Here is a 25,730-nt window from a genome sequence, read left to right as displayed (position 1 = left end):
ATGGTGCGTGAATCATTAGTCCTGTTGGCAACCTGCCGCGCGCATTGACACCGGCCTGTGGACGGTGGTGCCGTTGGCAAACCTTCTTCTGGATCTGTCCAGTACGCGTGGTGTTGCGGACAAGGAATATCCCATCTGCCACCGTTTTTTTCCACATAATCACTGAAAAATATCAGGGTTACCTCACAAAAAATCTACAACAATGTGATAACACAATATCAACCACGGTCGAATTGTCACCAAACCAGTCCGATCATCGGCCGATGTGGGGGCGACAGTGGTATCATGCCGCTCACTTTGCACTGGAGCCTGTTGCCATGATCACCTCTTTATTGACCCGACACTTCGGCTTCGATCGGCTGCGACCCGGCCAGGAAGCGGTGATCAGCCGCCTGCTGGCCGGCAAGAGTGCGGCGGCCATCTTCCCGACCGGCGCAGGCAAGTCCCTCTGCTATCAATTGCCCGCGCTGGCACTGCCCCATCTGACCCTGGTCATCTCCCCCCTGCTGGCGCTGATGCACGATCAGCTCGCCTTCTTGCAGAGCAAGGGGATTGCCGCCGCGACTCTGGACTCCAGCCAGACCCCCGAGGAGAGCCGCCGGGTGATGCAGCAAGCCAGTGACGGCCAGCTCAAGATCCTGATGATCTCGGTGGAGCGCCTCAAGAACGAGCGCTTTCGCCGCTTCATCGCCCAGGTGCCGCTCTCCCTGCTGGTGGTGGACGAGGCGCACTGCATCTCTGAATGGGGCCACAACTTTCGGCCCGACTATCTGAAGCTGCCGGACCATCGCCGCGATCTGGCCATTCCCCAGGTACTGCTGCTCACCGCCACCGCCACTCCGGCGGTCATGGCAGACATGCAGGCCAAGTTTGCCATCGAGGCCGATGATCTGGTGGTGACAGGTTTCTATCGCCCCAATCTGGATCTCGCCGTCATTCCGCTGGCTGGCAGTGCCCGCGATGGCTGGCTGCGTGACGAGTTGCGCCGCGATCCCGCGGCCCCCACCATCGTCTACGTCACCCTGCAGCACAGCGCGCAGCAGTGTGCCGATCAGCTGCAGGCCATCGGCATCCGCGCCTGTGCCTATCATGCGGGGCTGGATCCCGCCCTGCGCAGCCAGATCCAGCACGACTTCATGGCCGGCCGGCTCGATTGCATCGTCGCCACCATCGCCTTTGGCATGGGCATCGACAAGGCCGATATCCGCCGGGTCATTCACTACGATCTGCCCAAATCCATCGAGAACTACAGCCAGGAGATAGGCCGCGCCGGACGTGATGGCCTCCCCTCCCGCTGCATGGTGCTGGCGAGCCGCGCCCAGTTGCCTGTGCTGGAAAACTTCGTCTATGGGGATACCCCGGACAGGGACGCCATCCTGAGCTTGCTCCAGATCCTGCAACAGAGCGGGGCCGAGTGGGAATTTGGTCTGCTGCGCCTCTCCAACGAGACCAACATTCGCCAGCTCCCCCTCAAGACACTGCTGGTCTATCTGGAGATGGCGGGGATCATTGCCCCGGCCTACAGCTACTTTGCCGAGTACCGCTTCAAGTTCGTGCTGGAAAAGCGGGAGATCCTGGCCCGCTTCAACCCCGATCGTCGCCAGTTCCTGGAGCAGCTGTTTGCCTGTGCGCCCCAGGCGCGCAGCTGGTGCACCATGGACTTCGATGCGCTGTGGCAGGGCTATCAGGGGGAACGGCAAAGAGCCGCGGCGGCGCTGGACTATCTGCAGCAGCAGGGCTGGATCGAGCTGGAGAGCAAACAGATGACGGAGGTGTATCGAGTCGTGCGCCAGCATATCGACCCGACGGCACTGGCCGAAGAGCTGCATGGACTGTTTGAAAAGAAAGAGCAGAGCGAACTGGCCCGCCTGCAGGCCCTGCTGGGGTTCTTTACTTCGAGCCGCTGCCTGAGCCATGAGCTGGCCCGCTATTTTGCCGATGAAGAGGCGCCCGAGCAGTGCGGGCACTGCTCCGTCTGCCGGGGGGAGATAGCCGTGCTGCCGCCGTTGCCGCCTCAGGGCTTGCCCAACGAGCACGGCTTGCGCGCCTGGTGCGATCCTCTGATTGCCCTGTGTCACCAGCGCCATCCCCGGATCCTGACCCGCTTCCTGTGTGGTATCGCCACCCCCCTGACCACCCGGACCAAGGCGAGAAACCTGGCCGGTTTTGGCCAGTTGGCCTCCCATCCCTTCGCCGAGGTGCTGGCGGCGGTGTCGGCGATCTATCCTGCCGACTCTTGATCACCAGCTTGCCGGACGCTGAAAAAATAAGACCCTCGCGGATGCGAGGGTCAAGCCAACGGAAACGTGCTTAAACAGAGCTTAGTATCTGCACAATCACCCACTCTCTTGCTAAAGCGATGACTGCTCGACACAGGGCCAATCTAGAGCAGCCAGAATGTAGCGTCAATGTAAAAATTAGAGCTTTGACACCAAACAACAGGCATTACGTTAACGTAAGAGTCACCATATTTCACCTCTTCTCCCCTGCCGCCCTTGCCCCGCCTGCACTTCAATTCCACAAACCGGGGAGCCATCATTTTCTGCCCCTGCCACACAAACATTTATTTTTTATGTCTTTGACATTTGCATCACTGTCGTGGCAAAAATAATTTAACAGTCAGTAACATAGAGATGTCATTGGCTGCCTCTTCCCGCATGAGGATCGGGAAGCTCCCGTACAAACTTAAACCAATGATGGCGATGGATTACTGGGGGCTGTTGACTAGGCTTAAGAGGTAAACAGAACAAAAGTAGTGATCCACTCTTTTTCAGGGTAAGCGACTATAACGAGGGCTAAGTTATGGGCATCTTCGAGCACTATCAACAGCGGTATGAGAAGGCCAGAGAGGAGGAGTACAGCATCCAGGAGTTTCTGGATATGTGCAAACAGGACAAATCCTGCTACGCCTCCGCCGCCGAACGACTGCTGGTTGCCATCGGCGAACCGGAAATGATCGACACCTCCGTCAATCCGCGCCTCAGCCGCCTCTTTTCCAACCGCGTCGTTGCACGCTATCCCGCTTTCAAAGACTTCTATGGCATGGAAGAGGCGATCGAGCAGATCGTCTCCTACCTCAAGCACTCCGCCCAGGGACTGGAAGAGAAGAAACAGATCCTCTACCTGCTGGGTCCCGTTGGCGGCGGCAAATCCTCGCTGGCCGAGAAACTCAAGTCCCTGATGCAAAAAGTGCCCATCTATCGCATCAAGGGATCGCCGGTCAACGACCACCCCTTCTGCCTGTTCGACATCGAAGAGGACGGCGAGATCCTGGAAAAAGAGTACGGCATACCGCGCCGCTACCTGAGGCCCATCATGTCTCCCTGGGCGGCCAAGCGGCTGCACGAGTTTGGCGGTGACATCACCAAGTTCAAGGTGGAGAAGGTCAACCCCTCCATCCTGGATCAGATCGCCATCGCCAAGACAGAACCCGGCGATGACAACAACCAGGACATCTCCTCCCTGGTGGGCAAGGTCGACATCCGCATGCTGGAGCACTATGCCCAAGATGATGCCGATGCCTACTCCTATTCAGGTGCGCTGTGCAAGGCGAACCAGGGGATGATGGAGTTCGTGGAGATGTTCAAGGCGCCCATCAAGGTGTTGCACCCCTTGCTGACCGCGACCCAGGAAGGAAACTACAACGGCACCGAGGGGCTCTCCGCCCTCCCCTTCGACGGCATCCTGCTGGCCCACTCCAACGAATCCGAGTGGCAGCAGTTCCGTAACAACAAGAACAACGAGGCCTTCCTCGACCGGGTTTACATCGTCAAGGTGCCCTACTGCCTGCGTGTCTCGGAAGAGGTGAAGATCTACGAGAAGCTGCTGTTCAACAGCGAGCTGACCGAGGCCAAGTGCGCCCCGGGTACCCTGGAGTTGCTGGGCCAGTTCTCCGTATTGTCACGACTCAAGGAGCCGGAAAACTCCAGCCTCTACTCCAAGATGCGAGTCTATGACGGCGAGAGCCTCAAGGACACGGATCCCAAGGCCAAGAGCTATCAGGAGTATCGCGACTACGCTGGCGTCGACGAGGGCATGAACGGCCTCTCCACCCGCTTTGCGTTCAAGATCCTCTCCCGCGTCTTCAACTTCGACCATGCGGAAGTGGCGGCCAACCCGGTGCACCTCTTCTATGTGCTGGAGCAGCAGATAGAGCGCGAGCAGTTCCCGCAGGAGCTGCACGATCGCTACCTTGAGTTCATCAAGGGCTATCTGACTCCGCGCTACGTGGAATTTATCGGCAAGGAGATCCAGACCGCCTACCTCGAGTCGTATTCAGAGTACGGACAGAACATCTTCGATCGCTACGTCACCTACGCCGACTTCTGGATCCAGGATCAGGAGTACCGTGACCCCGAGACCGGCCAGCTGTTTGACCGGGCATCGCTCAACAGCGAGCTGGAGAAGATTGAAAAACCGGCCGGGATCAGCAACCCGAAAGATTTTCGCAACGAGATCGTCAACTTCGTGCTCCGTGCACGGGCCAACAATGCAGGCCGTAACCCCAACTGGACCAGTTACGAGAAGCTGCGCACCGTGATCGAGAAGAAGATGTTCTCCAACACGGAAGAGCTGCTGCCGGTTATCTCCTTCAACAGCAAAACCTCGGCCGAGGAGCAGAAGAAGCACGATAACTTTGTCGAACGGATGATGGAGAAGGGCTACACCCGCAAACAGGTACGCCTGCTCTCCGAATGGTATCTCAGGGTACGCAAGTCATCCTGACCCTGCCGTGTTCAAGGGGGAGTTATGGCGCATTTTATCGACCGCAGGCTCAACGGCAAAAACAAAAGCGCTGTCAATCGGCAGCGCTTCATCCGCCGCTACAAGAAGCAGATCAAACAAGCGGTCTCGGATGCTGTCTCCAAGCGCAGCATTCAGGACGTAGACAAGGGCGAGAGCATCAGCATCCCGACCAAGGACATCGGTGAGCCCCATTTCCATCAAGGCCAAGGCGGCAAACGGGAGATGGTGCACCCGGGCAACGATCAGTTCGTCTCCGGTGACAAGATTGACAGACCCAAGGGAGGGGGCAGCGGTCAGGGCGGGGGCGAGGGACAGGCTTCTGATCAGGGAGAGGGCGCGGACGACTTCGTGTTCCAGATCTCGAAAGACGAGTACCTGGACCTGCTGTTTGAGGATCTGGAGCTGCCACGGCTGCAGAAGACCCAGCTCAACCAGCTGATGGAGATGAAAACCTACCGCGCGGGCTACACCTCCAACGGAGTGCCTGCCAACATCAACGTGGTGCGCTCGCTGCAAAACTCGCTGGCGCGTCGCATGGCGCTGCAGGCGGGCAAGAAGCGCCAGGTGCGTGAGCTGGAGGAGCGGCTGGCCCTGCTGGCTCTCGATCCCAACGAACATTTTGCCGAGATGGCACAGCTCGAAAAAGAGATCAGGGAGCTGAAACGACGGATCGAGGCGGTGCCCTTCATCGACACCTTCGATCTCAAGTTCAATAACTTCGTCAAACGGCCTGTGCCCTCCAGTCAGGCAGTAATGTTCTGCCTGATGGATGTCTCCGGCTCCATGGATCAAGCCACCAAGGAGATGGCCAAGCGTTTCTACATCCTGCTCTATCTGTTCCTGAGCCGGACCTACAAAAACGTCGAGGTGGTCTACATTCGCCACCACACCCAGGCCAAGGAGGTTGACGAACACGAGTTCTTCTACTCCCAGGAGACCGGCGGCACCATAGTCTCCAGCGCCCTCAAGATGATGAACGACATCATCAACGAGCGTTACCCTGCCAACCAGTGGAACATCTATGCGGCGCAGGCGTCAGATGGGGACAACTGGGCGGATGACTCGCCCCAGTGCCGGGAGATACTGATGCGCGACATCATGCCGCGGGTGCGCTACTACTCCTACATAGAGATCACCACCCGCGCTCACCAGACCCTGTGGCACGAATACGAGTCGGTGGCCGACCACTACCCCCACTTCGCGATGGAGCACATTCGCAAGGTAGAGGACATCTATCCGGTGTTCCGGGAGTTGTTCAAGAAGCAAGCGGCTTGAGGGATCACATATGGTAGAAACCGCGAGAAAAATAGCGCCGCTGGACGATGGGCCTGACTGGAACTTCGATCTGCTGGAGACCTATCACCAGGAGATAGCCCGGGTTGCCAAGTTTTATCGGCTGGATACCTATCCCAACCAGATCGAGGTGATCACCGCCGAGCAGATGATGGATGCCTACTCCAGTGTGGGCATGCCCATCGGCTACCAGCACTGGTCATTCGGCAAGCGTTTCATCCACACCGAACGCAACTACAAGCGCGGCCAGATGGGCTTGGCCTATGAGATCGTCATCAACTCGGATCCCTGCATCGCCTACCTGATGGAAGAGAACACCATGCCGATGCAGGCTCTGGTGATGGCCCACGCCTGCTATGGTCACAACTCCTTTTTCAAGAATAACTACCTGTTCAAGGCCTGGACCGATGCCTCCTCCATCATCGACTACCTGCTGTTTGCCAAGAACTACATCACCGAATGCGAGGAGAAACACGGGATCGATGCCGTGGAGCGGCTGCTCGACTCCTGCCATGCCCTGATGAACTACGGGGTGGATCGCTACAAGCGGCCCCAGAAGATCTCCCTGGCAGAGGAGAAGCGGCGCCAGAAGGCGCGGGAAGATTACCTGCAGACCCAGGTCAACGAGCTGTGGCGCACCCTGCCCAAGCAGCATAAGGCAGCCGGTATCGAGGACAGACGCTATCCGCCCGAGCCTCAGGAGAACATCCTCTACTTCATCGAGAAAAACGCCCCATTGCTGGAGCCCTGGCAGCGGGAGGTGGTGCGCATAGTGCGCAAGATCAGCCAGTACTTCTATCCGCAGAAACAGACCCAGGTGATGAACGAGGGCTGGGCCACCTTCTGGCACTACACCATCCTCAATCACCTGTATGACGAGGGGAAGATCAGCGATCGCTTCATGATAGAGGTGCTGCACAGCCACACCAACGTGGTGTACCAGCCCCCCTACAACAGCCGCTACTACTCGGGCATCAACCCCTATGCCCTCGGTTTTGCCATGTTCACCGACCTGCGCCGCATCTGCGAGCACCCCACAGAGGAGGACAGATACTGGTTCCCCGATTACGCCGGCACCAACTGGGTCGACACCCTGCACTTCGCCATGCAGAACTTCAAGGACGAGAGCTTCATCAGCCAGTTCCTCAGCCCCAAGGTGATGCGCGACATGAAGCTGTTTGCCATCGATGACGACGATCTGAAGAACTACCTCAAGGTCTCCGCCATCCACAACGAGGAGGGTTACCGGCTGGTGCGCAACACCCTGTCGGCCCAATACAACCTAAGCAATCTGGAGCCCAACATTCAGGTCTACAACGTGGCGGTGAAGGGGGATCGCTCCCTCACCCTGCGTTATGTCCCCCACAACCGGATCCCCCTCGGCGAGTCGCGCCACGAGGTGCTCAAGCATCTGCACCAGCTGTGGGGATTCGATGTGGTGCTGGAGCAGGATAACGGCGAGCTAACCGCGGACATCATAGGGCGTTGCCCGGATCGCAAGAGCCTGACCTGATGGGCAGGCGAGGAGCATAAAAAAACGCGCCATTTGGCGCGTTTTTTCTTGGAAGCAAAGGATCAGTTATCGCACAGGTTGCTCGGCATATCCTGGCGAAGACGAGTCCACAGCTTGCCTGACTCGATGCCGTACTGACGCACCGTCATGAACACGGCCTCGTGATTCTTGGTCTCTGCCAAGCCCAGCAGCGTCTTGTAGTAGGCATCCGCCGTCTCGCGCGCCTGCTTGTCGGAGAAGTAATAACGCCCGACGCGGCTGTACAACCCTTTGAAGCCATTGAGGATCAAGGCATAGATGGGGTTGCCGGAAGCAAATGAAAGCTGATGGTGCAGGCGATAGTCGAACTCGGCGTACGCCTCCGGGGAATTATCAACCGCATCGGCACCACGCAAGATCTCGGCCGCTTGCTCCGGGTTGTTGCGAATGGCGCCACGGATGAAGATGGTGCAGATGTTGGTGCGCGCCGACAGCAGCTGAGCCACCAGATCCGGCACCTTGTCCTGATCGAGCCGTGCCAGGGTCTCCAGGATGTTGAGACCCGAGGTCTCCCAGAAGTTGTTGACCTTGGTCGGTTTGCCATGCTGGATGGTGAGCCAGCCATCGCGGGCAAGGCGCTGCAGCACTTCGCGCAAGGTAGTGCGAGTCACGCCAATCAGCTCGGACAGTTCGCGCTCCGCCGGCAGAATGGATCCTGGAGGAAAGCGATTGTTCCAGATGGACTCGATGATGTATTCCTCGGCAAACCCGGCAGGGCTTTGCGCTTTTATGACCATGTGGTGACTCTGTTGTAGTGCGTAAAAAGGCTCACGAATAATAGCAAAGCCGGTCATGCTGGCAAGCAGAAGGTCAGTCCTCTGCTCACATTAACCCGAACTTTTTGTTAAAAATATGTATACAACGACATAGCCGGAGCCAAGCAACACCAAATGATGGTGATATCGACGCCTCGCCGCTGGGCAAGCACAGCGGCGTTATTTATAGTTAGCGCTCCCTTGATTAAAATCATGTGCAATCAATTTGATAAAGGTGAATATCCGGATGTTCGGGTCGAGTCGGGCTCGACTGCATAGACGCAGATACCAACAACAGAACAGAGAACCATCATTATGCCAATCAGCCTAGGGCGCGCTTTTGCAAAGAATTTTTTGGGTAATGCCCCTCGGTGGTACAAAATTGCCATCGTCATATTCCTGCTGATCAATCCGATCGTCTTCCACATTGATCCCTTCCTGGCTGGCTGGTTGCTGGTGGTCGAGTTCATCTTCACCCTGGCCATGGCGCTCAAGTGCTACCCGCTGCAACCCGGCGGCCTGCTGGCCATCGAAGCCGTGCTCATCGGCATGACCTCGGCGAACCAGATCAAGCATGAGCTGGTGGCCAATATCGAAGTGTTGCTGTTGTTGGTCTTCATGGTGGCCGGCATCTATTTCATGAAACAGCTGCTGCTCTACGTCTTCACCAAGATGCTGGTCCGCATCCATTCCAAGACCCTGCTCTCCCTCGCCTTCTGCCTGGTGTCGGCCTTCTTGTCCGCCTTCCTCGACGCCCTGACGGTGATCGCCGTGGTCATCAGCGTCGCCACCGGTTTCTACGCCATCTATCACAAGGTGGCCTCCCGCGACGAGTTCGAGGGTCAGCATCAGGATGACGAGGACATTGACGAGCTGTCTCGCCAGCACCTGAACGAGTTCCGCGCCTTTTTGCGCAGCCTGATGATGCATGCCGCCATCGGCACTGCCCTGGGGGGTGTTTGCACCCTGGTTGGCGAGCCCCAGAACCTCATCATTGGTGAGCAGGCGGGCTGGCATTTCGGTGAATTTGCCATTCGCATGGCCCCGGTCACCCTCCCCGTCTTCCTCTGCGGTCTGCTCACCTGCATCCTGGTGGAGAAGTGCCGCTGGTTCGGATATGGCACCAAGTTGCCCGAGCCCGTGCGTCACATCATGGAGGCCTACGAGCGCGACGAAGATGCCGAGCGCAGCCCGCAAGAGAAGGCCAAGCTGCTGGTTCAGGCGGCCATCGCCATCTGGCTCATCACAGGTCTGGCACTGCATCTGGCGGCGGTGGGCCTGATCGGCCTGACCGTCATAGTGCTCGCGACGTCCTTCACCGGCGTCACCGAGGAGCATGCCCTCGGCAAGGCCTTCCATGAGGCGCTGCCCTTCACCGCCCTGCTCACCGTCTTCTTCAGCGTGGTCGCGGTGATCATCGATCAACAGCTGTTCAAGCCGGTGATCCAGTGGGTGCTGGCCGCCAAACCCGAGGATCAGCTCGCCCTCTTCTATCTGGCCAACGGCTTGCTCTCCATGGTGAGCGACAACGTCTTCGTCGGCACCGTCTACATCAACGAGGTGAAGACCGCCTTGCTCAATGGCGCCATCAGCCGCGAGCATTTCGATCTGCTGGCGGTGGCCATCAACACCGGGACCAACCTGCCGTCAGTGGCCACCCCCAATGGCCAGGCGGCCTTCCTGTTCATGCTGACCTCGGCGCTGGCGCCGCTGCTGCGCCTCTCCTATGGCCGCATGGTGTGGATGGCCCTGCCCTACACCCTGGTGCTGGGGCTGGTGGGTTTCTTTGCGGTGGAGCAACTGCTCGCCCCTGCCACCGAATGGTTCTACCAGGCTGGCTGGCTAACGCAGGGTGGCGCCGTGCCGACCCTGGCTCCGGCGGCACACTGATGAGGCTAGGGGCCATTAGGCCCCTTTCTTTTTAAGTAGGGCTCTGCTCTAATTCAGCCACTATTTTTCTCTGTGAGATCAATCAGATGATCGAGTTTCTTCGCCGTATTGCCAGCCACCGTCTGGCCTGGGGCTTGCTGGCCGCGTCCGCCCTCTGCTTCGAGCTGTGCGCCCTCTTCTTCCAGCATGTGCTGGGTCTGCACCCTTGCGTGATGTGCATCTATGAGCGGATCGCCATCCTGGGGGTGTTTGCTGCCGGCCTGCTCGGCATGGTGGCGCCAGAGAAGTGGTATCTCCGCTGGAGCGCCATGCTGCTGTGGGGCTACAGCGCCTTCTGGGGCCTGAAACTGGCACTCAAGCATGTGGATTACCAGGTGAACCCCTCCCCCTTCAATGTGTGCGAAGGCTTCGTCGATTTCCCAAGCTGGGCTCCCCTCGACAAGTGGGTGCCCTGGCTCTTCTTCCCGGACGGCGATTGCAGCGAGATCAGCTGGCAGTTCCTGAGTTTCTCCATGCCGCAGTGGCTGGTGGCCATCTTCGCCGCCTACCTGCTGGTGTTTGCTGTGGTCGCCATCGGCAACCTGGTCAAGGGTCGCTGCTGCAACTGAAGCTGACGCCGCCATATATGACGCATATAAAAAGGGAGCTATTGGCTCCCTTTTCAATCAGCGGTGTCAGTTACCCAAGCCGATCCCGTTTCTCCATGCCCCTGTCATCTGGCTGGTGGCCATCTTCGCCGCCTACCTGCTGGTATTTGCGGTGGTCGCCATCGGCAACCTGGTCAAGGGCCGTTGCTGCAACTGAAGCTGACGCCGCCATATATGACGCATACAAAAAGGGAGCCATCGGCTCCCTTTTCAATCAGCGGTGTCAGCCACCCAAGCCGATCCCGTTTATCCATGCCCCTGTCATCTGGCTGGTGGCCAGCTTCGCCGCCTACCTGCTGGTATTTGCTGTGGTCGCCATCGGCAACCTGGTCAAGGGCCGCTGCTGCAACTGAAGCTGACGCCGCCATATATGACGCATACAAAAAGGGAGCCATTGGCTCCCTTTTCAATCAGCGGTGTCAGTTACCCAAGCCGATCCCGTTTCTCCATGCCCCTGTCATCTGGCTGGTGGCCATCTTCGCCGCCTACCTGCTGGTGTTTGCTGTGGTCGCCATCGGCAACCTGGTCAAGGGCCGCTGCAGCCACTGGCCATCACACCCGCGTGGAAACAACAAGGGGGAGCCATGATGGTTCCCCCTTTCGCATTTTGTCTGGCCTTTCTACGCCTTGGCGGTGTTCATCCTGGCCCTCACCATGCCGACGACCATGGGCAGCAGCGAGATGCCGATGATGCCGAAGATGAGCAGAGTGAAGTTGTGACGCACCACCGGCAGGTTGCCGAAGAAGTGGCCCGCATAGACAAACGACAACACCCACAGCAAGCCGCCAATCAGGTTGAACGCCAGGAACCGCGGGTAGGTCATGGCTCCCATGCCGGCCACGAAGGGGGCAAAGGTGCGCACTATGGGCAGGAAACGGGTGATGATGATGGTCTTGCCCCCATGCTTGGCATAGAAGGCGTGGGTCTTGACCAGATAGTCGCGGCGGAAGATCTTCGAATCGGGATTGCGAAACAGCTGATCCCCGAAGAAGTGGCCTATGGTGTAGTTCACCACGTTGCCGAGCACGGCGGCGATGATCAGCACCCCCGCCAGGGTGTGCACGTCCAGCACGCTGCCCACTGTGAGGGCGCCTGCGGCAAACAGCAGGGAGTCGCCGGGCAGGAAGGGGGTCACCACCAGGCCGGTCTCACAAAAGATGATGAGGAACAGGATGGCGTAAACCCAGATGCCATAGTGCTCGAACAGCTCTTTCAGGTGCACGTCAACGTGCAGAATAAAGTCGATTGCAAACAGGATCAGATCCATTTTTTCATACCCATGAAGTGAACGGCGTGGAGTCTACGCCAATGCCTTGCGCCCGACAATCTGCGGCATCGCCTCTCCCCTCATTCCAGGGTATCCAGCCCCTTCCTGACCGTTGCGGGCAGGCAGGACTCCCACCCCCAGAGCAGCAACAGCAGCAGGCTGACGTCGTCGAGCCAGCCAACGAAGGGCACCAGATCCGGGATGAGATCCACCGGACTGATGCCATAGACGAGGATGAGGATCACCAGCCCCTTGGCCCACCAGGGGGTGTCCGGGTGGCGAAAACCGGCATAGAGGCGGCGCAAGCGCCGCCAGATCAGCCAGCGCTTGCCGCTCATGACTCGATCAACTCGCCGCGCAGCCGCTGGATCTGATCCCGCATGGCGGCGGCCTGCTCGAACTCCAGATCCCGGGCATGCTGGAACATCTGCTCCTCCATCCGCTTGATCTCTTTGGCGATTTCGCTAGCGGAGCGGGCATGGTACTCCCCTTGCGGCTCGGCCGCCTTGCGACTGCCTCTGCCCGGTTTGCCGGCGGTGCGGCTGCCCCCCATGTCCATCACATCCCCCACCGACTTGTTGAGGCCTGTTGGCGTGATGCCGTGCTCCAGGTTGTGGGCGTGCTGCAGGGCACGGCGCCGCTCGGTCTCTTCTATGGCCACTTTCATGGAGTTGGTGATGGTGTCGCCGTAGAGAATGACCTTGCCGTTGAGGTTGCGGGCGGCGCGGCCTATGGTCTGGATGAGGGAGCGAGTGGAGCGCAGGAAGCCCTCCTTGTCCGCATCCAGGATGGCCACCAGCGACACCTCCGGCATGTCGAGCCCTTCCCGCAGCAGGTTGATGCCCACCAGCACGTCGAACTTGCCGAGGCGCAGATCGCGGATGATCTCCACCCGCTCCACTGTGTCTATGTCCGAGTGCAGGTAGCGCACCCGCACGTCGTGATCCGCCAGGTATTCGGTCAAATCCTCCGCCATCCGCTTGGTCAGGGTGGTGACCAGCACCCGCTCCTCCACCGCCACCCGCAGCCGGATCTCGGAGAGCAAGTCGTCCACCTGGGTGGTGACGGGACGCACCTCGATGACAGGATCGAGCAGGCCGGTGGGACGCACCACCTGCTGCACAACATCGCCGCCGGACTTCTCCAGCTCGTAGGGGCCAGGGGTCGCCGAGACGAACACCGTCTGGGGCATCAGGGCCTCGAACTCGTCAAACTTCAGCGGCCTGTTGTCGAGCGCCGAGGGGAGCCGGAAGCCGTACTCCACCAGGGTCTCCTTGCGGGATCTGTCCCCTTTGAACATGGCGCCTATCTGCGGCACTGTGACGTGGGACTCGTCGATGATGAGCAAACCATCCCCCGGCAGGTAGTCGAACAGGGTGGGCGGCGGCTCGCCGGGGGCACGCCCCGACAGATAGCGGCTGTAGTTCTCGATGCCGGAGCAGTACCCCAGCTCCTGCATCATCTCGATGTCGAACTGGGTACGCTGGCTGATGCGCTGCTCTTCCACCAGCTTGTTCAGGGACAACAGCTGCTCGCGGCGTCCCTTGAGCTCTTCCTTGATGTGATCGATGGCCCCGAGGATTGTCTCCCGCGGCGTGGCGTAGTGGGTCTTGGGGTAGATGGTGTAGCGCACCACAGTCTGCTCTATGGCACCGGTCAGGGGATCGAACTGGGAGAGGCGCTCCACCTCCTCATCAAACAGCTCCACCCGCAGGGCCAGCTTGTCCGATTCGGCAGGGTAGATGTCGATCACCTCCCCTCGCACCCGGAAGGTGCCGCGGCTAAACGCCACGTCGTTGCGGGTGTATTGCAGCTCGGCGAGGCGGCGCAATATGTCCCGCTGGTTGATCACATCCCCCACTTTCAGGTGCAGCATCATGCTGAGGTAGGCCTGGGGGTCCCCCAGACCATAGATGGCCGATACCGAGGCAACGATCACCACGTCGCGCCGCTCCAGCAGCGCCTTGGTGGCCGACAATCGCATCTGCTCGATGTGATCGTTGATGGAGGCATCCTTCTCTATAAAGGTGTCCGTGGTCGGCACATAGGCTTCCGGCTGGTAATAGTCGTAATAAGAGACGAAGTACTCCACCGAGTTCTCGGGGAAGAACTCCTTCATCTCCCCATAGAGCTGGGCGGCCAGGGTCTTGTTGGGAGCCAGTATCATGGTCGGGCGGTTCAGGGTGGCGATGACGTTGGCCATGGTGAAGGTCTTGCCCGACCCAGTCACCCCGAGCAGGGTCTGATGAGCGAGGCCGGACTCTATGCCATCGAGCAGGCGGGCGATGGCCGCGGGCTGATCCCCCGCGGGTTGAAACTGGCTGGCCAGCTTGAAAGGCTTATTCATGACGACTCCCGACAAAAAACGGCAAGAGAGCAGTGTACCCCGAGTTGACGGGCCTGGGTATCCGCTCTCGGCCCCTGACGGCTATTGACCCCGAAATGCGACCTCTGTATGATGCTCCTCCTTGCCTGATGTTCCCCCGTAGTTCAGTCGGTAGAACGGCGGACTGTTAATCCGTATGTCACTGGTTCAAGTCCAGTCGGGGGAGCCAATTCCTCACCATCTCGGTGCAAGTTATCCACTTTAGTGCTTTCCTCTGCCAATTTTAATGCACAAGCCGTCCCTCGCGGCGCACTCCCCATTTGATCCCCGGTTCCTGGCCAGCAGCGTTTTGTTCTGCTGCGTATAACTATTTGATTTTTATAGAAACATTTTTTTGCCGGTATTTTTTGAACAGCGCTTGCACCCCAGTATTGGCGCGGCTTGCAGGCTGATCACCAAGTTTCATGAACAGGGTTATCCACAGTTTCTGTGGGTAAGTGTGCCAAACCCAATGCAGGCCTAGGTTGGCAGCGATTGTCTCCGCTTTGGCGAGGCGACACACCTCGCCCCCCATTTTCTCCTGTTTTTGCCCTCCCCCCTAAATGGGTCGGACGGGGGCGAGACATCCTCTTTCTCCCGCTTTTTTTTCGCCATGCCCCGTGCCATGGGTCAGCCTCCCCCTGACGGCAAAAAGGGTTCCTTTGCATCCCTTTATCACCACCAGTCAAAAATGCTGAAAACCATGCTCAATCGCCCCCTGCGCAGCAGGTAATAAATTGTCCACAGGGCTGTCACGCCTTCCCCCGCCGACAGCAGAAATCACTCATTGACAGCGAGAACGGCAGCGGAAAATAGAGGTATTTTCCCCAAGTCGCCCGCGCATCCCTCCCCTCCCCGGGGAGACCAGCACTTAACTGGCTGTTAATCCGCTTTCGCGCTTCTTTCTTGATGAGGGATCCGGCACAATATCGGCCCCACTTTTTTCCTCGGTTTTTCCGGGCATGACCATAGATTTCGTGACACTGCTACATCAAAGCGACTCCCTGCTGCTGTTCGTGGTGCTGGCCTTCGGCCTGCTGCTGGGCAAGGTGCGCATCGGCAACTTCCAGATTGGCAACACCATAGGGGTGCTGTTCACCGCCCTGCTGTTTGGCCAGATGGGGTTCCAGTTCTCCACCTCGACCGAGAACGTCGGCTTCATGCTGTTCATTTTCTGTGTGGGGATCGAGGCTGGCCCTCACTTCTTCAGCGTCTTCCTGCGCGACGGCATCCACTACATCACCCTGACCCTGGTGATCCTGCTGACCGCCTTGCTGCTGACGGTGGGGCTGGCCAAGTTCTTCAACCTGGGGCCCGGCATGGCGGCGGGGATACTGGCGGGGTCGCTCACCTCGACCCCGGCGCTGGTGGGGGCCCAGGATGCCCTGCGCAGCGGCCTGCTCAACCTGCCCCACGGCACCGACATGCAACCCGTGCTCGACAACATGGGGATAGGCTACGCCCTGACCTACCTGGTGGGCCTGGTGGGGCTGATGCTGGTGGTGCGCTACCTCCCCTCCCTGGCACGACTCGACCTCAATACAGAGGCGCAAAAAATAGCCCGCGAGCGGGGACTCTCCGACAGCGAGAGCCGCAAGACCTATCTGCCCATCATTCGTGCCTACAGGGTCGGCCCCGAGCTCGCCGCCTGGATAGGTGGCCGCACCCTGCGCGAAACCGGCATCTACCCCCACACCGGCTGCTATGTGGAGCGGATCCGCCGCAACGGCATTCTGGCAAGCCCGGATGGCGACGCCGTCATTCAGGAAGGGGACGAGATCGCCCTGGTGGGTTATCCCGAGAGCCACGAGAAGCTCGACGTCAACTACCGCAACGGCAAGGAGGTGTTTGATCGCAACCTGCTTGACCTGCAGATAGTCACCGAAGAGATAGTGGTGAAGAACGATTCAGTGGTGGGCCGCCATCTGGTGGAGCTCAACCTCACCGAGAAGGGCTGCTTCCTCAACCGGGTGGTGCGCTCCCAGATCGAGATGCCGTTCGATCGCAACATCATGCTGCAAAAGGGTGACGTGCTGCAGATCAGCGGCGAGAAGCAGCGGGTAAAACTGCTGGCCAACAAGATAGGCTTCATCAGCATCCACAGCCAGACCACGGATCTGGTGGCCTTCACCACCTTCTTCGTGCTGGGTCTGCTCATCGGCTCCGTCTCCCTGGTGTTCGGCCAGATAGAGTTCGGCCTCGGCAACGCCGTCGGCCTGCTGCTCGCGGGCATCCTGATGGGTTACCTGAGGGCCAACCACCCGACGGTCGGCTATGTGCCGCCGGGGGCGCTGCGCCTGGCCAAGGATCTCGGCCTCGCGGTCTTTATGGTGAGCACTGGCCTGAAGGCCGGTGGCGGCATCCTGGATCACCTCAGCGAGGTGGGGGTGGTGGTGCTCTTCTCCGGCATGCTGGTGACCACCTTGCCGGTGCTGGTGGGCTACCTGTTCGGGGTCTGGGTACTGAAAATGAACCCGGCCCTGCTGCTCGGGGCCATCACCGGGGCCCGTACCTGCGCCCCGGCCATGGATGTGGTCAACGAGGCCGCCAACAGCTCGATTCCGGCGCTCGGCTACGCCGGCACCTATGCGGTGGCCAACGTGATGCTGACCCTGGCGGGCTCCTTCATCATCGGCTTCTGGTTCTAGCCCGGGTCGCCTTGACAGGATGTAAAGCGCGAAGAGGGAGCCCATAGGCTCCCTTTTTTGTTGGCGGGGCTGAGGGCTTTTCAATGGCCAATGGGGCTCGGCGCTGGATAGCAAGAATCGTGCTATCGGATGGCGTCGATGAAACTCAAAGAGCTAAAGCCCCCCCTGCGCGGCACTTACACTCAGTAAAACGAGTGAGGTGATCTTTATGAAACGCTTATGGATTTTCCTTTTTTGGGTACTGGGCTCCCTGCCACTGGCCTGGAGTGCCGAAGCGGACAAGGCGGCAACCGAAGCAGAGGAGCGCAGCGCCCTCAGCTTCGCCAGCGAGGAGCTCGCCAAGCCCATGTTGGGGGATCTCGACGCCATGATGGAGCAGCGCACCATCAGGGTGCTGACCACCTACAACAAGACCGGCTACTTCATCCACAAGGGGGTGCAACGGGGGGTCACCTACGACGCCTTCATGCAGGTTGAAAAACGGCTCAACGAGCAACTGCGCAAGGACAAGGCCATCAAGCGCCACCTCAAGCTGAACTTCGTCTTCATCCCGGTCGCCCGGGAAAACCTGCTGAAGGCCCTCATCGACGGCAAGGGGGACATCGCCGCCGCCAACCTCACCATCACGGACAAGCGCAAGCAGCAGGGCGTGGAGTTCAGCGCCCCCCTCATCGAGAACGTGCGCGAGTTGCTCATCTCGGGGCCGGACTCCCCCAAGGTGGAGAGCGCCGCGGATCTGGCGGGCAAGAGCATCTATGTCAGGCCCTCCTCCAGCTACTTCGAGAGCCTCATGGCCTACAACCAGGCGCGCAAGGAGGCGGGGGAGCCCCTCATCGACATCCAGCCCGCCTCCGAGGTGCTGGAGGATGAAGATCTGGTGGAGATGGTCAATGCGGGCCTGCTCCCCTTCATCGTCATGGATGAGCACAAGGCCCGCTTCTGGCAGAAGATCTTCCCGGCTATCCAGATCCACGAAGAGCCGGTGTTCCGCGACGGCGGCATCATCGCCTGGGCGGTACGCAAGGAGAGCCCCCAACTGCTCACCATGCTCAACGAGCAGATCAAGGCGCTGCGGGGCAAGGCCACCGGCGAGGCCATCCTGGCCCGCTACCTCAAGCAGAACAAATTCATCAAGAGCGCGGCCGCCGAGGCAGAGCGCAAGAAATTCCTGCAGGTGGTGGAGCTGTTTCGTGAATACGGCGGCAAATACGATGTGGACTGGCTGTTGATCGCGGCCCAGGGCTATCAGGAGTCGGCCCTCAACCAGAAGGCGCGCAGCCACGTCGGCGCCATCGGCATCATGCAGATCATGCCCGCCACCGGGAAAGGGCTCAAGGTGGGGGACATCCGCCAGCTCGAGCCCAACATCCACGGCGGCGTCAAATACATGCGCTGGATGACAGATCACTACTACGCCGACGAGCCCATGACGGCCCTCGACAAGGCGCTGTTCTCGTTTGCCTCCTACAACGCCGGTCCCGCCCGGGTGGCGCGGCTGCGGGCCGAGGCCAAGAAGCGGGGGCTGGATCCCAATGTGTGGTTCCACAACGTCGAGTACGTGGCGGCGGAGAAAATAGGCCCGGAGACAGTGACCTATGTGGGCAACATCTACAAGTACTACATCGCCTACAAGCTGGTGATGGAGCAGTTGCAGCTCAAGGAGCAGGCCACAGAGACTCTCAAGCAGCAGGAGAAGATGGTCGAGAAAGTCTCGGCGGCAGAGAAATCATAGGCAGCTCAAACCAAGGCCAGTTGCAGGCGGGGCTCCCTCTTCACCAGAGGCGAGCCCCGCCTCTTTTTAGGCGAAAAGACCCCTTCTCCCCATGACCAGAATGAACAGAATGGGCACAACAGCCTTAATAGCCATTACGGCCAGATTGTTTTCCAATCAGACACGATTAATTAACCTCCAGGCAACAATCACAAGGAGAACACCATGTTGCAAGGAACCTTCAAGCGCACCCTGCTCTGCTGCCTGCTGGGCGCCAGCCTCGGCGTCCAGGCCAAGATAGACGAAGTCCACTTCCTGATCCCGGGCGGCGCCGGCGGCGGCTGGGACAACACGGCCCGTGGCACCGGCGAGGCCCTCACCAAGTCCGGCCTCATCACCACAGCCTCCTACCAGAACATCTCGGCCGGCGGCGGCGCCAAGGCGATCGCCCACCTGATCGAGACCTCGGCCCAGTCCGACAAGACGCTGCTGGTCAACTCCACCCCCATCATCGTCAAGTCCCTCTCCAAGGAGCTGCCGCAATCCTTCCGGGATCTCACCCCGGTCGCCGCCATCATCGCCGACTATCAGGCGCTGGCGGTGCCCATGGACTCCCCCTATCAGAACTGGGCCCAGTTGCTGGCCGCCTATGAAGCCAATCCCGCCAAGGTAAAGATTGCCGGCGGCTCCGCCCGTGGCAGCCTGGACCACCTGGTGGCGGCCATGACCTTCAAGAATGCGGGAGCCGATGCCGGCAAGCTACGCTACGTGGCCTATGACGCCGGTGGCAGCGCCATGGCGGCTGTGCTGGCGGGGGAAACCCAGGTGCTCTCCACCGGCTTTGGCGAGGCGATGGAGGCGGTCAAGTCCGGCCAGATGCGGATCCTCGGCGTCACCGCCCCGGAGCGGATGCCGGACGCCAGCCAGGTGCCCACCTTCTCCGAGCAGGGCAACCCCACCGTCTTTGCCAACTGGCGCGGCTACTTCGCCTCCCCCGACGTCAGCCCCGAGCAGTCCGCCGAGTTCGCCGCCCTGCTCAAGCAGATGTACGACAAGCCGGAGTGGGAAGTGGTGCGTGCGCGCAACAGCTGGATCAACCAGTACCAGGCCGGTCCCGAGTTCACTGCCTTCCTCAACAGTCAGGAGCAGCAAATTGGCGGCCTGATGCGCGAGCTCGGCTTCATCAAGTAACCCTTAGCCCGTGGCGGGCCAGGCCCGCCCATCGGAGTCATCATGCGACTGACCAAGGAAAGGTTCGGGGGGCTGCTGTTTTTGCTGCTCTCCCTCGCCTACGGCTATCACGCCACCCAGATCCCCGGTTACCCGGGGGACGAATATGAACCCTTTACCGCCAGCACCCTGCCCTATGCCCTGGCGGGTGTCGGGGTCCTGCTCTCCCTGATCCTGATCTGCTCGCCAGGAGGAGAGCGACTGGGCAAGGAGTCCGGCAACTGGCGGCTGGTGTTCGCCCTGCTGGGGCTGATGCTGGTCTATGGCCTGGCCCTCGGCTGGCTCGGCTTCCTTATCGCCACCATCTTGTTCCTCATCGGCGGCATACTGCTGATGGGCGAGCGCAGCCTCGCCTTCGCCTGCAAGGTGAGCATACCTTTCACCCTCATCTTCTGGGCCCTGCTGACCAAGGGGCTCAATGTCTATCTCGAGCCGGGTCGGCTGTTCACCCAGCTGCTGGGATAAGGAGAACCCATGTTAGACGGAATCCTGCAAGGGCTCGGCACCGCCATGATGCCCATCAACCTCTTCATGGTGGTGGTCGGCTGCTTCGTCGGCACCTTCATCGGCATGCTGCCGGGGCTGGGACCGGTCACCGCCATCGCCCTGATGATCCCCATCACCTACGGGCTGGATCCGGCCTCCGGCATCATCTTGATGGCCGGGGTCTATTACGGCTCCATGTTCGGCGGCTCCACCGCCTCCATCCTGATCAACACCCCGGGCTGCTCCGCCAGCATGATCACCGCCATCGACGGCTATCCGCTGGCCTGCAAGGGACAGGCGGGCAAGGCGCTGGCCATCGCCGCCTACGCCTCCTTCGTCGGCGGCACCCTGTCGGCCATCTTCCTGATGGTGGCGGCCCCTCTGCTCGCCAAGGTCTCCCTCTCCTTCCAGTCGGCGGACTACTTCGCCCTCATGGTGCTCGGGCTCTCCGCAGTGGCGGCCTTCGCCGGCAAGGGCCAGGTGCTCAAGGCGCTGATCATGGCGCTGTTTGGCATCATGATCTCCACCGTCGGCATCGACCGCAGCGTCGGGGTGGACAGATTCACCTTCGGCCTGCCGGACTTGCGCGATGGCTTCTCCTTCCTGCTGCTGGCCATGGCCACCTTCGCCCTGGCGGAGATCCTGATGACGGTGCTGCGCCCGGGCAAGGACACCAGCCAGGAGGAGGCGAGCAAGATGCAGCAACTCGGCTCCCTCAAGCTGAGCCGGGACGAGGTGAAGGAGATAGCGCCCCCCATAGCCCGCTCCTCTGTGCTGGGGTTCCTCATCGGCGTGCTGCCGGGGGCCGGTGCCACCATCGCCTCCTTCATGGCCTATGGGGCCGAGCGCAACTTCGCCCGCAAGGGCAAACGGGACGAGTTTGGCAAGGGCAGCCTGACCGGCATAGCCGCGCCGGAAGCGGCCAACAACGCCGCCTCCAGCGGGGCCTTCGTGCCGCTGCTGACCCTGGGGATCCCGGGTTCCGGCACCACGGCCCTGATGCTGGGGGCCCTCATCGCCTACGGCATTCAGCCTGGCCCGCGCCTCTTCATGGAGCACCCGGACGTCTTCTGGTCGGTGATCATCTCCATGTATCTGGGCAACGTGGTGCTGCTGATCCTCAACCTGCCGCTCATTCCCTATCTGGCCAAGATACTGCAAGTACCGCGCCCCGTGCTCATCCCCATGGTGCTGCTGTTCTCGCTGATCGGGGTCTATCTGGTCTCCTTCAACACCATGGACATCTATGTGATGGTGCTGGTGGCCCTGGTGGCCATAGGGCTGCGCCTGCTGGACTTCCCCATGGCCCCCATGCTGCTCGGCTTCATTCTGGGGGGCATGCTGGAGGACAACCTGCGCCGGGCCCTGGTGATCAACGACGGCTCCCTGAGCTTCCTGTGGGAGCGCCCCATCACCCTGGGCTTCACCCTGGTCACCCTGGTGATGTTGTTGCTGCCGCTCTGGCAGTGGTGGCAGGCCCGTCGCACGCCGGTAGCGACCCTGCAATCCGACCCGACCTGATCCCAGTCATCACAAAAAGAGCGCCAACAGGCGCTCTTTTTTTGGGATGTGAACCCGCCACTCAACGCTGGCGGTAGCGCCGCTCCGGTCGCCCGACGGTGCCGTATTCGAGCTCGGGGCTCGCGAGCTGCTGACCCACCAGAAACTCCAGGTAGCGGCGCGCCGTGGTGCGGCTCACCCCGACCCTATTGCCTATCTCCTCGGCGCTGGCCCCCTGTTGATTGAGGGCCGCCAGTACCCGTTGCAGGGTGAGGGCATCTATCCCCTTGGGCAGGCCGCTCGCCGCCACCTGTTGCAGCGGGGTGCCAAAGAGCGCATCCACCGCCTGCTGATCAATGTCCGCCAGGGCCGCCAGCGCGGCGCGGCTCTCGGCATAGTTGCCCAGGGTATCGCGCAGTCGCTCGAACACCACGGGTTTCAAGATGAAATCCACCACCCCGAGGCGCATCGCCTCCTGCAGTGCCGCGGCCTCACGGGCGGCGGTGAGCAGGATGACGTCGAGGTGGGCCCCGCTCTGGCGCAGCTCCCGCAACAGGGAGAAGCCCTCCCCGTCCGGCAGCCAGACGTCCAGCAGCACCAGATCCGGCTTGAGTATGGCTATCTGCTCTCTGGCATCGAACAGGGTGAGCGCCACCCCCAGCACCTCGAACCCCGCCAGCCGCTGCACGAAGCGACGGTGGATCTCGGCAATGGCCGGATCATCCTCGACGATCAGGATCTTGATCACTCACACCTCCTTGGGAATGTAACAGACGACGCAACTTCCCTGCGCCGTGGCTTCTATGGTGATGATCCCCTGCAGGGCATCCAGGGTCTTGCGCACCAGGGCCAGCCCTATGCCGTGGCCGGGCTCCGCCTTGCTGCTGACCCCGCGCTCGAACAGGCTGTCCGCCAGCCTGGGATCGACGCCGCCGGCCCCGTCCTCCACCTCCAGGATGAGATCCTGGCCGAGATCGCTCAATGAGACCCGGATCGGCTGGTAAGGGGCGCCGTGGCGGCGGGTCGCCTCGAAGGCGTTGTCGATGAGGTTGCCAAGCAGGGTCACCAGCTGGGAGCCGCTAACCCGGGCGGGGATGTCGTGCAGGCGGGAATCCGGGTCCACTTCCAGCACCAGTCCCAGCTCGTGGGACCTGTGGTACTTGCCAAGCAGCAAGCCCGCCACCTTGGGCTTGGCGATGGCCCCCATCAAAAAGCTCAGCAGGGTCTGCTCGGTAGCCGCCTCCCGGCCGATGAAGGCGAGCGCCTCCCGGGTGGCCCCCAGCTCGATGAGGCCGGCTATGGTGCCGAGCTGGTTGTTGTGTTCGTGGGTCTGCACCCGCAGCAGATCGCTGTAGGCCTGCACCTGGGAGAGCTGGGCACTGAGCTCGGCCAGCTCGTCCTTGCGCCGAAAGCTCGAGACGGCGCCGATCAACCTGCCCTCCTGCACCAGGGGCAGCCGGTTGACGATGAGGGACTGACCGTTGAGCACTATCTCCTCGTCATACTGGGGCCGGGGATCCTGAATGAGGGAGAGCATGCGGCTGCCGGGCAGCAAGCGGGTGACGGGCTGGCCGATGGCGGCCTGCGCGGCCCGCTCATCGAGGCGCAGCAGCCGGATGCCGTTGGGGTTGAGGGAGGTGAGCCTGCCTTGCTCGTCTATGGTGAGTATCCCCTCGCGCACTGTGCGCAGGGTGCAGTCGAGCTCCGCATAGAGGCGCCCTATCTGCTCGGGCTCAAACCCCAGCAGGGCCCGCTTGTAGCGTTTGGCCAGCCAGGCTGCGGCGGCGCTGTTGAGCAGCACTATGAGCAGGGTCATGGCGAGGCCGAAACGCAGGAAGCCCTGCAAGTCCGCCTCTATGTCCCGCACCAGATAACCGACCGAGACCACGCCTATGACCCTGCCCATCTCATCCCGGATGGGCCCCTTGCCGCGCACCGAGACCCCGAGGGAGCCTTGCGCGCGGGAGATGTAGAACTCCCCCTGCAGGGCGCGGGCAGGATCGTCCCCCATCATGGGTTTGCCTATCCGGTCCGCATTGGGGTGCACCAGGCGGCGCGCCTCCTCATCGCCGATGACGATGTAGCTGGCGCCGACCTCGGCCCGCATCCGCTCCACCAGCACGTTGAGCCGGGCGCTATCGGCCCGCTTCACTCCGGCGATGACGCCGGGCTCACGGGCCACCAGCCGCGCCACGTCCAGGGCCTGATCCCCCACCTCCCGGTAGCGCTGCTCGGCGACATAGTAGTAGCTGGCCCCGCTCAGCAGCACCAGTTGCAGCAGGCTGACCAGGCAGAGCATGAGCAGGATGCGTCCTTGCAACCCGAGCCTCATGCCTCCCTGTCACCTCGCAACAGGTCGAGCAGCAGGCTGCCGTCCCGCAGGGCCTTGTGCACCTGCACCGAGGTGGGCTTGGTGGGATCTTCGTAAAAATGGGTGGACTCGATCTGCAGGCGCACCAGGTATTCCGCCGGCAGCTGGCTCGCCAGGGACTGGTGCAGCATGGGGAACAGCAGCCGATCGGCCCGGGTGATCTCCCCCCCCAGCAGCAGCTTGCCTGGGTTGAGCAGGCAGATGAGGTTGGCAAGCACCCGGGAGAGCCGGCCCGCCGCCTGGTGCAGTATGTCCTGGCACAGGCTGTTGCCCGCTAGCGCCAGCTCGCACAGCTCGCGGATGTTGACGCTCGCTGGCAGATCGTGCTCCTGCATCCGTTCGCGCAGGTCCCGGTACTGGGCCTCCAGGGCCTGGTTGGTGACCAGGGTGCAGGCGCAGCCGAAGCCGCCGCAGTAGCAGCGCTGGCCATAGGGTTCGAGCTGCAGGTGGCTGAGATCCCCAAGCAGGGCCGACTCGCTCTCGATGAGCTGGCCGTTGACCACCATGCCCACCCCTATATCGTTGTGGACGAACACCAGCACCGCATCGGCGCAGTTCCTGGCGGCGCCCCACTCCCGCTCGGCCTGGATCCAGGTGCGCACGTCGCCGCTCACCAGCACCGGCACCTCGAAGGCCTCTTGCAGGGTCGGGCCAAGGGGCCAGTTGCGCAGATCATAGAAGGGGAAGTGTTTCACCATGCCGGAGTGGCGCTCCACCTGCCCGGGCAGGCAGAGGGCGATGCAGGCCAGCCGCAGGGCCTTCTTCGGCAAGAAGCCCTCGATGGCCCGCACCAGGCTGGCCAGCAGGTCTTCGCGTTCCGACTCGCTGAACAGGTGGCGATGGCGGGCCAGGGAGTGACCGGCGAGATCGAACAGGGCCATGTCCACGTAGCCGCGGCCAAGACGCATGGAGAGAAACTGGAAGCGGCGCTCGTTGATGCGCAGCAGGGTCTGACGACGGCCACGGCCCACCGAGCTCTCGCCACAGGTGACCACCAGACCGCCATCGAGCAGTTCGCGGGTGATCTTGGTGATGCTGGCCGGTGAGAGGCCGGTCAAACGGGACAGATCGGTACGGGACAGTTCCTTGTGCTCTTCCAGGCTGGCGTAGACCAGGCCGTAGTTGAGCTGACGGATCAAATCGATACTGCCTTTCACGATCTCATTCATAGGGTAGGGGCTAACGAAAGGAACGAATGGCGCGATTTTCCCACATTCTGCGCCGATCCCCAAATTTGCCGTCTGGAAATGACGTCCAGACGGCAAAAA

Annotated in this window: 18 protein-coding genes, 1 tRNA gene and 1 pseudogene; 13 read left to right on the top strand and 7 right to left on the bottom strand. The window is 61.0% G+C overall.

Annotation, left to right across the window (positions count from 1 at the left end; all coding sequences use genetic code 11):
- Positions 1-317: 317 nt before the first annotated feature.
- The 4 genes from ACFWHB_RS09840 to ACFWHB_RS09825 all read left to right on the top strand — a co-directional run bounded on the left by ACFWHB_RS09840 (position 318) and on the right by ACFWHB_RS09825 (position 7,552).
- A complete protein-coding gene (locus tag ACFWHB_RS09840) occupies positions 318-2,240 on the top strand; it encodes a RecQ family ATP-dependent DNA helicase (protein WP_234676735.1) in 1,923 nt (640 codons plus the stop codon).
- A gap of 562 nt (positions 2,241-2,802) precedes the next feature.
- Positions 2,803-4,725, top strand: coding sequence for a PrkA family serine protein kinase (locus ACFWHB_RS09835; protein WP_005327853.1), 1,923 nt, complete (start codon positions 2,803-2,805; stop codon positions 4,723-4,725).
- Positions 4,726-4,749: 24 nt separating this feature from the next.
- On the top strand, positions 4,750-6,021 hold the full coding sequence (locus ACFWHB_RS09830; protein WP_106886658.1) for a YeaH/YhbH family protein: 1,272 nt from the start codon (positions 4,750-4,752) through the stop codon (positions 6,019-6,021).
- 10 nt (positions 6,022-6,031) lie between these two features.
- Positions 6,032-7,552 carry a SpoVR family protein gene (locus ACFWHB_RS09825; RefSeq protein ID WP_106886657.1) on the top strand — a complete coding sequence of 507 codons (1,521 nt, stop codon included), beginning with the start codon at positions 6,032-6,034 and terminating at the stop codon, positions 7,550-7,552.
- Between the two features lie 62 nt (positions 7,553-7,614).
- Here the strand turns inward: ACFWHB_RS09825 and fadR are convergent, their stop codons facing one another.
- Complete coding sequence (gene fadR / locus ACFWHB_RS09820; RefSeq protein WP_163137880.1) at positions 7,615-8,328, bottom strand: fatty acid metabolism transcriptional regulator FadR; 714 nt, start codon at positions 8,326-8,328, stop codon at positions 7,615-7,617.
- 333 nt (positions 8,329-8,661) lie between these two features.
- Between fadR and nhaB the strand changes: the two genes are divergently transcribed.
- From nhaB to ACFWHB_RS09805, 3 genes and pseudogenes are all read left to right on the top strand, one after another.
- Entirely contained in the window at positions 8,662-10,236 is a 1,575-nt protein-coding gene (nhaB, locus tag ACFWHB_RS09815; protein ID WP_395950071.1) for a sodium/proton antiporter NhaB, read from the top strand.
- Between the two features lie 86 nt (positions 10,237-10,322).
- On the top strand, positions 10,323-10,844 hold the full coding sequence (dsbB, locus tag ACFWHB_RS09810; protein WP_111911820.1) for a disulfide bond formation protein DsbB: 522 nt from the start codon (positions 10,323-10,325) through the stop codon (positions 10,842-10,844).
- 320 nt (positions 10,845-11,164) lie between these two features.
- Positions 11,165-11,236: pseudogene (locus tag ACFWHB_RS09805) on the top strand (disulfide bond formation protein B); the annotation flags it as partial.
- 267 nt (positions 11,237-11,503) lie between these two features.
- Here the strand turns inward: ACFWHB_RS09805 and ACFWHB_RS09800 are convergent.
- The 3 genes from ACFWHB_RS09800 to uvrB all read right to left on the bottom strand — a co-directional run bounded on the left by ACFWHB_RS09800 (position 11,504) and on the right by uvrB (position 14,498).
- Positions 11,504-12,151, bottom strand: a complete 648-nt coding sequence (locus ACFWHB_RS09800; RefSeq protein WP_394293665.1) for a DedA family protein — start codon at positions 12,149-12,151, stop codon at positions 11,504-11,506.
- An 80-nt stretch (positions 12,152-12,231) separates the two neighbouring features.
- Positions 12,232-12,489, bottom strand: coding sequence for a YkvA family protein (locus ACFWHB_RS09795; protein WP_025327135.1), 258 nt, complete (start codon positions 12,487-12,489; stop codon positions 12,232-12,234).
- Positions 12,486-14,498: an excinuclease ABC subunit UvrB gene (gene uvrB / locus ACFWHB_RS09790; RefSeq protein WP_139744300.1), complete on the bottom strand. Its 2,013-nt coding sequence runs from the start codon at positions 14,496-14,498 to the stop codon at positions 12,486-12,488. The genes ACFWHB_RS09795 and uvrB overlap by 4 nt, the downstream gene beginning before the upstream one ends.
- 132 nt (positions 14,499-14,630) lie before the next feature.
- Between uvrB and ACFWHB_RS09785 the strand changes: the two genes are divergently transcribed.
- From ACFWHB_RS09785 to ACFWHB_RS09760, 6 genes are all read left to right on the top strand, one after another.
- Positions 14,631-14,706, top strand: a tRNA-Asn gene (locus tag ACFWHB_RS09785).
- Between the two features lie 772 nt (positions 14,707-15,478).
- Entirely contained in the window at positions 15,479-17,164 is a 1,686-nt protein-coding gene (locus tag ACFWHB_RS09780) for an aspartate:alanine antiporter (RefSeq protein ID WP_025327138.1), read from the top strand.
- 208 nt (positions 17,165-17,372) lie between these two features.
- Positions 17,373-18,896 carry a transglycosylase SLT domain-containing protein gene (locus tag ACFWHB_RS09775; protein ID WP_395950070.1) on the top strand — a complete coding sequence of 508 codons (1,524 nt, stop codon included), beginning with the start codon at positions 17,373-17,375 and terminating at the stop codon, positions 18,894-18,896.
- A gap of 204 nt (positions 18,897-19,100) precedes the next feature.
- Entirely contained in the window at positions 19,101-20,066 is a 966-nt protein-coding gene (locus tag ACFWHB_RS09770) for a tripartite tricarboxylate transporter substrate binding protein (RefSeq protein WP_392414810.1), read from the top strand.
- A 42-nt stretch (positions 20,067-20,108) separates the two neighbouring features.
- Entirely contained in the window at positions 20,109-20,570 is a 462-nt protein-coding gene (locus ACFWHB_RS09765) for a tripartite tricarboxylate transporter TctB family protein (protein WP_025327141.1), read from the top strand.
- Between the two features lie 9 nt (positions 20,571-20,579).
- Positions 20,580-22,112, top strand: coding sequence for a tripartite tricarboxylate transporter permease (locus ACFWHB_RS09760; RefSeq protein ID WP_005327883.1), 1,533 nt, complete (start codon positions 20,580-20,582; stop codon positions 22,110-22,112).
- A gap of 61 nt (positions 22,113-22,173) precedes the next feature.
- Here ACFWHB_RS09760 and ACFWHB_RS09755 read toward each other — a convergent pair whose 3' ends face one another.
- From ACFWHB_RS09755 to ACFWHB_RS09745, 3 genes are read right to left on the bottom strand one after another with little or no spacing between them, the layout of a single operon-like run.
- Positions 22,174-22,839, bottom strand: coding sequence for a response regulator (locus tag ACFWHB_RS09755; RefSeq protein WP_395950069.1), 666 nt, complete (start codon positions 22,837-22,839; stop codon positions 22,174-22,176).
- The gene (locus ACFWHB_RS09750) at positions 22,840-24,423 is read right to left on the bottom strand and encodes an ATP-binding protein (protein ID WP_395950068.1); all 1,584 of its coding nucleotides are present in this window, start codon (positions 24,421-24,423) and stop codon (positions 22,840-22,842) included.
- Entirely contained in the window at positions 24,420-25,631 is a 1,212-nt protein-coding gene (locus ACFWHB_RS09745) for an ROK family protein (protein WP_106886644.1), read from the bottom strand. Before ACFWHB_RS09745 ends, ACFWHB_RS09750 begins: the two co-directional genes overlap by 4 nt.
- Between the last annotated feature and the right edge of the window lie 99 nt (positions 25,632-25,730).

The organism is Aeromonas mytilicola subsp. aquatica, assembly GCF_044336385.1.
In the GTDB taxonomy this organism is placed as follows: domain Bacteria; phylum Pseudomonadota; class Gammaproteobacteria; order Enterobacterales; family Aeromonadaceae; genus Aeromonas; species Aeromonas rivipollensis.
This window is presented reverse-complemented; position numbering and strand designations above follow the sequence as displayed.